The following is a 12,854-nucleotide window of genomic DNA, read 5'->3' as shown; positions in this document are numbered from 1 at the left end:
ATGGCATCCACCGCGGCCTACGGAACGTGGCCTTCGCCGATCGACGCCGCTCTCGCGGCGTCGCAGGACGGCCGTCCCGAGTTCGTCGGCACGGTCGGCGAGGAAGTGTGGTGGACCGCGCCGCGCCCCGCCGAGGGCGGCCGGCGCGCGCTGGTGCGGCGGCGGGCGGACGGCCGCGAGGAGACGGCCCTGCCCGCTCCGTGGAACGTCCGCAGCCGGGTCATCGAGTACGGGGGGCAGCCCTGGGCCGGGGCGGTGCGGCCGGCGGGCGGACCGCTCATGGTCTTCGTCAACTTCGCCGACCAGCGGCTCCACGCGTATGAGCCGGACGCGCGGGGCGGCGCGGCGCAGCCGAGGCCGCTCACCCCGGTCTCCGCCGTGGGCGGCGGACTGCGCTGGGTGGACCCGGTGATCCATCTGGACCGCGGTGAAGTCTGGTGCGTACTGGAGGAGTTCACCGGCGAATCGCCCACTGATGTGCGCCGGGTCCTCGCGGCCGTGCCGCTGGACGGCTCCGCTGCCGCGGACCGCGCTGCCGTACGCGAACTCTCCGACGGCGGGCACCGCTTCGTCACCGGCGCACGGCTCTCGCCGGACGGGCGGCGCGCCGCGTGGCTTGGCTGGGACCATCCGCGGATGCCGTGGGACGGCACCGACGTCATGGTCGCCGATGTCACGGACGACGGCCTCTTCGAGGGCGCCCGGCACTTCGCAGGGGGGCCCGGTGAGTCCGTCGCGCAGGTCGGCTGGGCGGCCGACGGGCGGCTGCTGTTCGCATCCGACCGCACCGGCTGGTGGAACCTCTACCGGGCGGACCAGGACGGCGCGGCCGTCGGGCTCTGCCCCCGCGAAGAGGAGTTCGGCGGACCGCTCTGGAAGATCGGCCAGAAGTGGTTCGAGCCGCTGGACAGCGGGCTGATCGCCGTCGTCCACGGAGCGGGTGCCACCGCGCTCGGTGTACTCGACCCGGAGACCGGCGAACTCGTCGACGCGCCGGGCCGATGGAGCGAGTGGGCCCCCGCCCTGTCCGCGTACGGCAGCCAGGTGGTGGGCCTCGCGGCGAGCCCGCGCTCCACGTTCGAGATCGTTGAGCTCGACACCAGGACCGGCCACACCAGGGTCATCGGCTCCCCGCACCGGGACGCGGTGGGCCCCGCCTACTACCCCGATCCGCGGACCCGTACGTTCACCGGGCCGGGCGGCCGGGAGATCCACGCCCACATCCACCCGCCGCACAGCCCGGACCGGACCGCGCCCGAGGGCGAACTGCCGCCCTTCGTGATCTGGGCGCACGGCGGTCCCACCAGCCGTACGCCGCTCGTACTCGACCTGGAGATCGCCTACTTCACCTCGCGTGGGATCGGAGTTGCCGAGGTGAACTACGGCGGTTCGACCGGCTACGGCCGGGAGTACCGCAACCGGCTGCGCGCGCAGTGGGGCGTCGTGGACGTGGAGGACTGCGCGGCCGTCGCCGGGGCACTCGCGGACGACGGCACCGCCGACCGGGCCCGGCTCGCGATCCGCGGCGGCAGCGCGGGCGGCTGGACCTCGGCCGCCTCGCTGGCGTCGTCCGGCGTCTACGCCTGCGGCACCATCATGTACCCCATCCTCGATCTGACCGACTGGGCGTCCGACGACGGCACCCACGATTTCGAGTCCCAGTACCTGGAGACCCTCATCGGGCCGCTCGCCGAGGTCCCCGAGCGCTACCGTGACCGCTCGCCCGCCCAGCACGCGGACCGGGTGTCAGCGCCGTTCCTGCTACTCCAGGGGCTGGACGACGTGATCTGCCCGCCGGTGCAGTGCGAGCGGTTCCTGGAGCGCATGGCGGGCCGGGGCGTGCCGCACGCCTACCTCACGTTCGAGGGCGAGGGGCACGGTTTCCGCAGGGCCGACACCATGGTCCGCGCGCTGGAGGCGGAACTCTCCCTGTACGCACAGACCTTCGGCATCGACCGGCTTGACGTACCCGCCCTGGAGCTGAAGCAATGAGCCTCACGCCGCCGCCCCGCACACCTTCATCTGTCACGCCGCCGTCCGTCTCACCACCGTCCCTCACGCAGCCGTCTCTCACCACGCCGTCCGCGACGACGACCGGTCTCGCGCCGCCCGGCGTCGCGGCGCCCGCCCTCGTGCCGCTGACCCGGCCCGCCCGGCTGCGGCCGGGGGCCAGGGTCGCCGTCGTATCGCCCAGCGGGCCCGTCCCCGAGGACCGGCTCACGGCGGGGCTCGACATCCTCCGCGGCTGGGACCTGGACCCGGTCGTGATGCCCCATGTGCTCGACAGGCACCCGCGGTTCGGATACCTCGCGGGCGCCGACGAGGCCCGCGCCCGCGACCTCCAGACGGCCTGGTGCGACCCGGAGGTCTCCGCGGTCCTCTGCGCACGCGGCGGATACGGCGCGCAGCGCATGACGGGTCTGCTGGACTGGGCGGCGATGCGCGCGGCCGGGCCCAAGGTGTTCGTCGGCTACAGCGATGTGACCGCGCTGCACGAGGCATTCGCGGTACGGATGGGGCTCTCCACCCTGCACGGCCCGATGACCGCGGCGCTCAGCTTCATCGAGAACGCGCAGACCCAGGATTCCCTGCGCGCCACGCTGTTCGAGCCCGACACGGTCCGCACGCTCGGCCTCGGCACCGCCCGCACCCTGGTCCCCGGCCGTGCGGCCGGTGTCACCTTCGGGGGCTGCGTCTCGCTGCTCGCCGCCGAGCTCGGCACGCCGCACGCCCGCCCCACCGGGCGCGGCGGGCTGCTGCTCATCGAGGACATCGGCGAGGAGGGCTACCGCGTGGACCGGATCCTCACCCAGCTGCTCCGCTCGGGCCTGCTGGACGGCGTCACGGGCATCGCACTCGGCTCCTGGGAGGACTGCACCCCGGGCGAAGAGGTGCGGGCGGTGCTGCTGGACCGGCTCGGCGGTCTCGGTGTCCCGGTGGCCGGGGAGTTCGGCTTCGGGCACTGCTCCACGGCGCAGACGATGCCGCTCGGCGTGCCCGCGGTCCTGGACGCCGGCGCGGGCACCCTCACCCTGGACGTCCCGGCACTGGTCTGAACCGCCGGGCGCGCGAACCCGGGCCCCAGGTACCGCGCGCCCCCGGGCGGTTTAATCTTGCCCGATGTCAGACACGACCGCATATCTCGCCTCGGGCCCCCGGGTGGGCGTACGCCCCTTCTCGTACGAGGACGCCGGGGAGTTCACCGCGCTGGTACGGGAGAGCAGGGAACTGCACCACCCCTGGCTCGCCCCGCCCGCCGACCCCGAAAGCTATCTCGTCTACGCCCGGCGGCTGATCGAGGACCCGACCAAGGCGGGCTTCCTGGTCTGCGAACGCGAGGGCGAACACGAGGGCGACGTGGGGGCGGCCGGAGGCATCGCGGGGTTCATCAACATCAACAACATCGTCGAGGGCGCGTTCCGGAGCGGGGCGCTCGGATACGGCGCGTTCGCGCACGCCGCCGGCCGGGGCCTGATGGGGGAGGGGCTGCGGCTTGTGATGGCGTACGCCTTCGGCTCGCTCGGCCTGCACCGCCTCGAGGTCAACATCCAGCCCGCCAACGAGGCGTCACTGGCGCTGATCCGCCGCGCCGGCTTCCGGCTCGAGGGGTACTCGCCGGACTTCCTCTTCATCGACGGGGCCTGGCGGGACCACGAACGCTGGGCGTTCACCGCCGAGATGGCGGTCCGCTGACGGCGGCGCAGCCGCACAGATCTCCGGGCCCGCCGCCCGGACGGGGCCCATCGGCCGGACCGCGTCGGACCGCGTCGGACCGGACCCCGCCGGTCAGCGGCCCTTGCGGTTGATCTTCATGGTGTCCATGTCCGTCACGGTCGAGCGCAGCGGACCGAAGCTGTGCCCCAGCTCCTTCAGCGCGGTTTCGGCCCGGTCCTCGGCGATGGCGCCCGCCATCTCCTCGCCGTCCGCCGCGTCGGACAGGACGACATAGCGGAACGAGAAGTGCTTCAGCGCCCTGTCGTAGGTGAGTGAGCCCTGCTCGGTGAAGTGCATCTGCGTCAGCCCGTGGTCGTCCACGTCGGCGAGCAGCCGGGTCCGCGAGTCGTCGGCCGGCCCGTCCCAGGTGCCCCGCACGATGACCCGGTAGGTGTGCTGCTCGGCCATCTCGTCCGCCCTCGTCTCGTTCGTACAGCGTTCCCGGCGAAGGGTACGGGGCGGTCCGAGTCCGGCGCCGACCAATTTTTTCGAGCGGCCACCAATTTCTTCGAGTGGCCTTCCGGTTTCTTCCGGCAGCCGGCAGCCGGCAGCCACCGGCCCGCCGCGCGGATCGGCCACCCTTTCGGATAAATCGGCCTGCGGGGACCCCTGGTCAGACCAGGCCGGCCGGTGTTCCATGGTCATCAGGGGAGGGGCCGGGCGGACGGCTGCCCCCATGAGCGAGTGAGGTTGCCTTGGCCACGACCGTGCGACGTGCCGTAATGACGCTGCCCGCTGCCCCGTTGGGGCCGGAGAACCCGCTTCCCGCGCTGCGCCCGCTCGACGAGATGCACACTGTGGACGTCGGGGCCCGGGCCGGACTCCCGCACGACATGGCGCGCCAGGTCGGGTACGAGCCGCTGACCAGCGTGCTGCCGGTACGCGTTCTCGACGGGTACGGCAGGGAGCGCACGCCCACCGGCATCGACACGATCGTGATCGAGAACGACCGGCTGCGGGCCACGGTGCTGCCCGGCCTCGGCGGTCGGATCCAATCCCTGTTCCACAAGCCGTCCGGCCGGGAACTGCTCTACCGCAACCCCGTGCTCCAGCCCGCCGACTTCGCGCTGAACGGCGCCTGGTTCTCCGGCGGTATCGAGTGGAACATCGGCGCGACCGGACACACCACCCTCAGCTGCGCCCCGCTGCACGCCGCTCTGGTGACCGCGCCGGACGGCGGTGAGATGCTGCGGCTCTGGGAGTGGGAGCGGCTGCGCGACCTGCCCTTCCAGGTGGACCTCTGGCTGCCGGAGGAATCCGACTTCCTCTACGTCGGCGTCCGGATCCGCAACCCGCACGAGCAGCCGGTGCCGACCTACTGGTGGTCCAACATCGCCGTGCCCGAGGGCCCGGGGACCCGTGTCCTGGCCCCCGCCGACGAGGCCTGGCACTTCGGCTACGAGCGCAGTCTGCGCCGCGTCCCGGTCCCCGGATGGAACGGCGCCGACCGCACGTACCCCCTCCGCAGCGAGTACCCGGCCGACTACTTCTACGAAGTCCCGCCCGATGCCAGGAAGTGGATCGCCTCGCTGGACGAGGAAGGACGGGGGCTTGTCCAGACCTCGACCGACCAGCTGCGCGGCCGCAAGCTCTTCCTCTGGGGTTCGGGCACCGGCGGCCGCCGCTGGCAGCAGTGGCTGACCGAACCGGGCACCGGCGGTTACGCGGAGATCCAGGCGGGTCTCGCCCGTACCCAGCTGGAGCACGTACGGCTGGAAGCGGGCGCCGAGTTCAGCTGGCTGGAGGCGTACGGGCCGCTCGAAGCGGACGCGTCGGCCGTTCACGGCGACGACTGGGCCGCCGCGCGCGGCGAGGCGGCAGCCCGGCTGGAAGCCGCGCTGCCCAGGGCCGCGGTCGAGGCCGCCCACAAGGCGTGGCGCGGCTGCGTGGACCGCGAGCCGTACGAGATGCTCGCCACCGGCTCCGGCTGGGGCGCGCTCGAAGTGCTGCGCGGCGGCTACAAGCTGCCCGGCACGCCGTTCGACGAGTCGGCGCTCGGCGACGATCAGCAGCCCTGGCTCGAACTGTGCCGCTCGGGTGCTTTCCCGGCGCCGCGCAAGGTCGCACCGCCCGGCCCCTCGCTGGTCTCCAGGCACTGGCGGGACATGCTGGAGACGGCACTGGCGGAGCCGCTGACGGAGTACCACCTGGGGATCGCCCAGTGGCACGGCGGGGACCGGGCCCAGGCGGTACGCAGCTGGGAGCGCGGTCTTGAACTGACCCCGTCCCGCTGGCCGTTGCTGCGGTGCCTCGCGGTCGCCGACCGGTGCGGAGGTCACGACGGGAGGGCGGCCGACCGCTGCGCCGAGGCCTTCGACGACCTCTGCGAGGAGCGCCGCGACGGCCGGGACTGGACGGCGGTGACGGCCGCCCTGGGGCGCGAGGCGATCGAGGTACTGCTCGCGGTGGGACGCACCGCGGACGCACGGCGTGTCTGGGACCGGCTGGGCCAGGAGACCCGTGCCCGTGGCCGGTTCCGGCTGATCGAGGCCCAGTTGCTGCTCGCCGAAGGGGACGCGGGGGCGGCGCGTGCGGTATTCGACGCGGGCTTCGAGGTGGCGGACCTCCGGGAGGGCGCGGAGGTCCTCAATGAGGTCTGGTCGGCCCTGACGGACGATCCGCTGCCGGAGGAGTACGAGTACCGGATGCGGCCGCGGAGCTGACGGCCCCGGGGGCGCCGGGGCCGGGCGGCCGTACGGCTCAGGCGGTGGGACCGGCCCCGGTCCGGTTCGCCGTCCCGGTCCCGTTCCTGTCGACGTATTCGAACACCGACCCGTCGGGGTGGACCGCGATCAGATTGCGGCCCACCGGGGTCGGTACCGGCCCCGCGATGACCTGCGCGCCGACCTCGGTGAGCGTGGTGAGGGCCTCGTCGACATCACGTACCGCGATGGTCGCCGTCACCTTGCGCAGAATCTCCAGCTCCGACTCGGGACCGCTCATCAGAAGGAAGAAGCCGACCGCGGCGACGGACACCCCGCCGCGCTCGAAGCGCAGCGCCTTGGCGCCGGTCAGGCGTTCGTAGAAGAACACCGAAGCTTCGAGGTCGTCGACGCAGACACGCAGCGTGGTTCCCAGGATCTCCATGCGGAGAAGCCTAGTTGACGCCCGAACCGGGGCTACGGGAGCGGTCCCGAGACCTGATCGGCGGGCCTGCCCGGCCGGTGCGCAGACCCGGCGGGCCCCCCGGCCGCGGCTGGTGCCGCAGAATCGGCGGCCCGCCCTCCCCGGGTTGCCTCAGACCCGGCAGAGGATCTCGCCGTGCGGTACCAGGAACCACCCGTCGTCCTGCGCTCCCCACTCGCGCCAGGCGCCCGCGACCGCCGCCAGCTGCTCAGGCGTCGCGTGACCGCCCTCGACCGCCTGCTGCGCGAATACCGATTCGGTCGTACGGTCCGCCCACAGCCCGCTCCACCAGGCGCGTTCCTCCTCGGTGGCGAAGACCCAGTTGGTGGCCGTCGCCCTGATGTCCGTGAAGCCCGCCTGCCGCGCCCAGGAGAACAGCCGCCGCCCGGCGTCCGGTTCGGCGCCGTTGCCGCGCGCGACCCGGTGGTACAGGTCCAGCCAGTCGTCCATCACCGGGGACTCCGGGTACCAGGTGAACGCCCCGTAGTCGCTCTCGCGCACCGCGACGATGCCGCCGGGTCGGGTGACCCGCCCCATCTCGCGCAGCGCCTGCACCGGGTCGCCCACGTGCTGCAGCACCTGATGCGCGTGGACCACGCAGAAGGTGTCGTCCGGGTAGTCCAGCGCGTGCACGTCAGCGACCGCGAAGTCGGTGTTGGCCAGGCCCCGTTCGGCGGCCAGCGCACGCGCCTTCTCCAGGACGCCGGGCGCCCGGTCCACTCCGGTGACGCTGCCTTGCGGGACGAGGGCCGCCAGGTCGGCGGTGATGGTGCCGGGGCCGCAGCCGATGTCCAGGATCCGCATATGGGGCTTGAGCTCGCCCACCAGATACGCCGCTGAGTTGGCGGCGGTCCGCCAGGTGTGCGAGCGCAGCACCGACTCGTGGTGGCCGTGCGTGTATACGGCTGTCTCTTCCGGCATGGCGGATCTCCCTGTTCGACGTCGAACTCATCCGAAGTGGTGGCACCACCGTAGATCCTCCCGCCGGATACTGAGATACATATCTCGCATTCTGGTATGTGAAGGTGGTACGCCGATCGCTCCGCGGTGGCGGGCCCGGGCACGGTTTCTGCCGCCAAGCCGGGGAAACGTGTGCGCGTCGCGGCGCACCGGGTACGCGGTGCAGTGCGACCGGGACAGGCTGAGCAACCGGGCACGCCCACTCCAGGAGCGGCCCGCGCCACACCGCACCGCCGGCCCCGCTGAAGGTCCGGTCGCGGGAAGGGAACAGCAATGACCACATATCAGAACGCGGAACTCTTCGAACTGGCCCAGCAGCTCCGCGTGGACGCGGTGCGCGCCGCGGACGCGGCAGGCTCCGGGCATCCCACCTCATCGATGTCCGCGGCGGATCTCGCCGCCGTACTCCTCGCCAGGCATCTGCGTTACGACTTCGACCGGCCCGACCATCCCGGCAACGACCGCTTCGTCCTCTCCAAGGGGCACGCCACACCGCTTCTGTACGCGATGTACCTCGCGGCGGGCGCCATTGACGACGAGGAGCTGCTCACCTTCCGTAAGAAGGGCAGCCGCCTCGAAGGCCACCCGACGCCGCGCATCCCCTGGGTGGACGTGGCCACCGGATCGCTGGGACAGGGGCTGCCGGTCGGCGTGGGCATGGCGCTCGCGGGGAAGTACCTGGCCCAGGTGGACTACCGGGTCTGGGTGCTGAGCGGCGACAGCGAGATGGCCGAGGGGTCCGTCTGGGAGGCGGCCGAGCACGCAGGATTCGAGAAGCTCGGCAATCTGACCCTGATCGTCGACGTCAACCGGCTCGGACAGCGCGGGCCCACCCGGCACGGCCGGGACCTGGCGGCGTACGGGCGCAGGCTGCGGGCCTTCGGCTGGCACACGGTCGAGGTCGACGGGCACGACATCGACGCCGTCGACGCCGCGTACGAGGAGGTGCTCGCCGTCACGGACCGGCCCACCGCGCTCATCGCGGGCACCCGCAAGGGGCGCGGGGTGGCCGCCGTCGAGGACCGCGAAGGCGCGCACGGCAAACCGCTGCCCGACGCCGCCGAGGCGATCGAGGAGCTGGGCGGCCGGCGGTCCGTCCGGGTCGGTGTCCACAAGCCCACCGACGTACAGCCACAGCGGATCACCGGCAGCGGGGAGCTCGTGCTGCCGCGCTACGAGAAGGGCGACGAGGTCGCGACGCGCAACGCGTTCGGCGAGGCGGTCACCGCGCTCGGCACGGCGCGCGGCGAAGTCGTCGTACTGGACGGGGAGGTCGGCGACTCGACCCGCGCCGAGTTCTTCTCGAAGAAGCACCCTGAGCGGTACTTCGAGTGCTACATCGCGGAACAGCAGCTGGCGGCGGGCGCGGTCGGTATGCAGACGTGCGGCTATGTTCCGTTCGCGTGCAGCTTCGCCTCGTTCCTCACCCGGGCGCACGACTTCTTCCGGATGGCGGCGGTCGGCGCCGCCGACATCAACGTCGTCGGCTCGCACGTCGGCACGGCGATCGGCCAGGACGGCCCGTCCCAGATGGGGCTCGAGGACCTGGCGATGTTCCGGTCGGTCCACGGCAGCACGGTTCTGTATCCGAGCGACGCCAACCAGACCGCCCGGCTCGTGGCGGAGATGGCGGACGCGCGCGGCATCCGCTATCTGCGCACGAACCGTGGGGAGACCCCGGTCATCTACGGGCCTGACGAGGAGTTCCCGATCGGCGGCAGCAAGGTGCTGCGCTCCGGCGCGAATGACGAACTGACGCTGATCGGGGCCGGCCAGACCCTCCACGAGTGCCTGGAGGCGGCCGACATCCTGGCGCAGGAGGGCATCGCCGTACGGGTGATCGACCTCTACTCGGTCAAGCCCGTGGACGCGGGGACCCTGCGGACAGCGGCCGACCAGACGGGCTGTCTGGTCACGGTGGAGGACCACCACCCCGAGGGCGGTCTGGGGGACGCGGTCGCCGAGGCGTTCGCGGACGGCAGGCCGGTGCCCCGGCTGGTCCGGCTCGCGGTCGGCAACATGCCGGGGTCGGCCAGCCCGCAGGAGCAACTGGCCGCGGCCGGTATCGACGCGCAGAGCATCGCGGCGGGCGCCCGGCTGCTGGTGGAGAAGGCGGTGATCCGCCCGGGTTCGGCTGCCTGAGCGGGGCTGCCTCGCGGGCTGGGCTGCCCGAGCGGGCTGCCGCCTTGCGGGCTCCGCCGTAGTGGCCTACCGGGTGGCCGGACCCCGGCCACCCGGATTCCCCGCCGCCGGAGGGGGTACCCGACGGCTGAGGCGAAGCCGCCCGGTCAGACCGGACCCCGGGGCGGCGCAGCCGCACCGCGGGGGCCTCATGGAGACGTACGACGTGCAGGAGCAGCATGAGTGAGCCGCCGGACAGCCCGGACAGCGGGACGGACAACAGGTCCGACAGGAAGACCAGGGTGACGGTACTGGTGGCGCTCGCCGCCAACCTCGTCATCGCTGTGGCCAAAGCGGTCGGCGGCGTCTTCGCGGGCTCCCCGGCGCTGCTCTCCGAGGCGGCGCACTCGGTCGCCGACAGCTTCAACGAGGTGTTCCTGCTCTTCGCACTCCGGCGGAGCAAGCGCCCCGCAGATCCGCAGCACCCCTTCGGCTACGGCAAGGAACGCTTCTTCTGGGCGCTGCTCGCCGCCGTCGGCATCTTCGTCATGGGCGGCTGCTTCTCCGTGCTGCAGGGCATCGAGGCGCTGCGCGGCGGCGGGCAGGAGTCCACCACCGGATACGTCGTGGGACTCGCCGTGCTGGGCGTCGCGCTGATCGCCGAGGGCAGTTCACTGGCGCGCGCCGTCCTCCAGGTGCGTGGCCAGCCCGGCGGCGGCATCGGCAAGGATCCCGCGCTGCGGACCGTCATCGCCGAGGACGGCACGGCCGTGGTCGGTGTCCTGCTCGCCATGGCGGGGATGGGCCTGCACATAGTGACCGGGCAGGTTGCCTGGGAGGCTTCGGCCTCGCTCGCCATCGGGGTGCTGCTCGGGTATGTCGCCTACCGGCTCGGCAAGAACGCGCGTGATCAGCTGATCGGGGAGGCCGCCGCCCCCGAACTGCGCGACAGCATCGAGGAGATGCTCGCCGCACAGCCCGAGATCGACCAGGTGTCCTCGCTGCTGACCATGCGGCTGGGGATGGATTCGACCCTGGTGGCCGCCCGCATCGACCTGGTGCCAGGCCTGGAGAGCGAGCACGTGGAACTCATCTCGATGCGGATCAGGGGCTCCATCGAGAAGACCTGGCCGGAGGCCGACCAGGTCTATCTCGATGTGACGGACGCCGCTACAGCGGCAGCGGACGATACACCGTGAGGGCCTCGTCGTCCTTGTCGATCCACAGCGCGGCCGGAGCCTCCGTGATCTCCCCGTCGAACGCGAGCGGCGTGCCGGGCGCCAGCCCGGCGACCCGGACCCGGCGCAGCCGCTGCGCCGCGTGCACGGGGGAGCGGGACAGCGGCCCGGCGAGGGCCGCCGCCAGCAGCCGCAGCCCCGGCAGCCGGCCGCCGTGCACCACCCGGACATCCAGCAGGCCGTCCGCCAGATCGAAACGCCGGCCGGGGGTCGGCCCCATCTGCTGGTACATGCCGTTGCCCGCGAACAGCATCCACAGGGCCCGCTGTTCGCCCTGGAACTCGGCCCGGAGCGGCCGCTGCGAGGCGAGCACCCGTGCCGCCGCCAGCACCCCGGCGGGCCACCCGCCGATCTTCGGGGACCAGCGCTCCCTGATCCGCACCAGCTCCGGATAGGAGCCGAGGCTGAAGGTGTTGAGGAAGTGCCCCGGCCCGCCCCCCGGCCCGTCGGGCCCCGGTGTGAAGCGGCCCAGGTCGACCTTTACCGCGTCGCCGGAGGCCAGCGCCCTGCAGGTGTCGTGGACCTCCTCGATCCCGACGTCGTACGCGAAGTGGTTCAGTGTGCCGCCGGGGAAGACGGCCAGCGGCACACCGTGCCGGGCCGCCACCACGGCCGCCCTGTTGACCGTGCCGTCCCCGCCGCAGACGCCCAGGGCCCGGCAGTTACGGGCGGCCTTCTCCAGCGTGGCCACCAGCTCGCCCGGATCGCACTCCACCACTTCGGCGAGCGGCAGCGCGTCCCTGACCAGGGCCGACTTGGCCGCGGCCGAACCCGACGCCCTGTTGACCACCACGACGAGATCCTCGCCGCCGGGCAGGACCGGTGCCTCGGTGTGCGGGCGGCCGGGGGCGGGCAGCTGGTCACGGGTCGGTACGAGCCCCCGTACCGCGAAGGCGGCACCCACCCCGAGCGCCGCCCCGATCACCACGTCGCTCGGATAGTGCACCCCGGTGTAGACGCGGGACGCGGCCACGCTGACGGCGAGCGGCGCGACGACCGCGCCCCAGCCCCTCGACTCCAGCGCGACGCCCGTGGCGAAGGCGGCGGCCGAAGCCGCGTGCCCGGAGGGGAAGGACGTGGTGGCCGGCTGCCGCTTGAGCTGCCTCATCACCGGTACGGCGTCCAGTATCGGTCTCGATCTGCGGACCGACCCCTTGGCCACCGTGTTGGCGACGGCCGACGCCACGGCCAGCGAGGCCACCCCCCGCAGCGCGGCCCGCCGCGCCCGGGTGGAGCGGCCCACCGCGGCGATCCCGGCGGCGGCGCCGAACCACAGCAGCCCATGGTTGGCGCTGCGGCTCAGCCGGGGCAGCACCGGCCCCGCGGCCGGCCAGTGCCGGGCGGCCGCGGAGCGGAACAGGGCCTGGTCCCGGGCGCCGAGCCAGCCCGTGAGCCGTTCGAAGCGGACCGGGCCGCTGTGGGGGACGCCGGATGCCATGGAGACCAACCCTCTCAGTGATCGCTGCGCGCCCCGGCCGGCTGCTGCCCGTGCGGCGGACGGCCCTGTGCGGGGGCTCTGCTGACCGATCGTCGTACCCCGTCCGGCCCGGTAGATGCCTATGCCGGCCCCGGCGCGTCGTCGCACGTCGTGGGCGCCACCGGCGGGCCTGAGCGCCGGAAGCCCGGACCGGGGGGCGCGGCCGCCGTCCGGAGAGGCCCGTCCCCACGGTCGCCCGGTCGGGCAAATCTACGTAT

General features: G+C 72.9%; 10 protein-coding genes. 6 read left to right on the top strand and 4 right to left on the bottom strand.

Features of this window, described 5'->3' with window-relative positions:
• The 3 genes from OG452_RS04520 to OG452_RS04510 all read left to right on the top strand — a co-directional run bounded on the left by OG452_RS04520 (position 1) and on the right by OG452_RS04510 (position 3,693).
• Positions 1-1,992, top strand: coding sequence for a S9 family peptidase (locus OG452_RS04520; protein ID WP_327294308.1), 1,992 nt, complete (start codon positions 1-3; stop codon positions 1,990-1,992).
• Positions 1,989-3,056 (top strand): S66 peptidase family protein, encoded by a 1,068-nt coding sequence (locus OG452_RS04515; RefSeq protein WP_327294307.1) that lies wholly within the window; start codon positions 1,989-1,991, stop codon positions 3,054-3,056. Before OG452_RS04520 ends, OG452_RS04515 begins: the two co-directional genes overlap by 4 nt.
• Positions 3,057-3,120: 64 nt before the next feature.
• Positions 3,121-3,693 (top strand): GNAT family N-acetyltransferase, encoded by a 573-nt coding sequence (locus OG452_RS04510; RefSeq protein ID WP_327294306.1) that lies wholly within the window; start codon positions 3,121-3,123, stop codon positions 3,691-3,693.
• A 93-nt stretch (positions 3,694-3,786) separates the two neighbouring features.
• Here the strand turns inward: OG452_RS04510 and OG452_RS04505 are convergent, their stop codons facing one another.
• Positions 3,787-4,122, bottom strand: coding sequence for a DUF6204 family protein (locus OG452_RS04505; RefSeq protein ID WP_327294305.1), 336 nt, complete (start codon positions 4,120-4,122; stop codon positions 3,787-3,789).
• 314 nt (positions 4,123-4,436) lie between these two features.
• Between OG452_RS04505 and OG452_RS04500 the strand changes: the two genes are divergently transcribed.
• On the top strand, positions 4,437-6,377 hold the full coding sequence (locus OG452_RS04500) for a DUF5107 domain-containing protein (protein WP_327294304.1): 1,941 nt from the start codon (positions 4,437-4,439) through the stop codon (positions 6,375-6,377).
• Positions 6,378-6,414: 37 nt separating this feature from the next.
• Here the strand turns inward: OG452_RS04500 and OG452_RS04495 are convergent, their stop codons facing one another.
• Both OG452_RS04495 and OG452_RS04490 read right to left on the bottom strand, forming a co-directional pair.
• Complete coding sequence (locus tag OG452_RS04495; protein WP_327294303.1) at positions 6,415-6,801, bottom strand: VOC family protein; 387 nt, start codon at positions 6,799-6,801, stop codon at positions 6,415-6,417.
• A 150-nt stretch (positions 6,802-6,951) separates the two neighbouring features.
• Entirely contained in the window at positions 6,952-7,761 is an 810-nt protein-coding gene (locus tag OG452_RS04490) for a methyltransferase domain-containing protein (RefSeq protein ID WP_327294302.1), read from the bottom strand.
• 312 nt (positions 7,762-8,073) lie between these two features.
• Between OG452_RS04490 and OG452_RS04485 the strand changes: the two genes are divergently transcribed.
• Positions 8,074-9,942 carry a transketolase gene (locus tag OG452_RS04485; protein WP_327294301.1) on the top strand — a complete coding sequence of 623 codons (1,869 nt, stop codon included), beginning with the start codon at positions 8,074-8,076 and terminating at the stop codon, positions 9,940-9,942.
• A gap of 218 nt (positions 9,943-10,160) precedes the next feature.
• The gene (locus tag OG452_RS04480) at positions 10,161-11,120 is read left to right on the top strand and encodes a cation diffusion facilitator family transporter (protein WP_327294300.1); all 960 of its coding nucleotides are present in this window, start codon (positions 10,161-10,163) and stop codon (positions 11,118-11,120) included.
• Here OG452_RS04480 and OG452_RS04475 read toward each other — a convergent pair.
• Positions 11,092-12,597 (bottom strand): bifunctional phosphatase PAP2/diacylglycerol kinase family protein, encoded by a 1,506-nt coding sequence (locus OG452_RS04475; protein ID WP_327294299.1) that lies wholly within the window; start codon positions 12,595-12,597, stop codon positions 11,092-11,094. The genes OG452_RS04480 and OG452_RS04475 overlap by 29 nt on opposite strands.
• Between the last annotated feature and the right edge of the window lie 257 nt (positions 12,598-12,854).

The sequence above is a fragment of the Streptomyces sp. NBC_01197 genome (assembly GCF_036010505.1).
Lineage (GTDB): Bacteria > Actinomycetota > Actinomycetes > Streptomycetales > Streptomycetaceae > Streptomyces.
The sequence above is the reverse complement of the archived record's forward strand: the minus strand, read 5'-3'. Positions and strand labels throughout refer to the sequence as shown.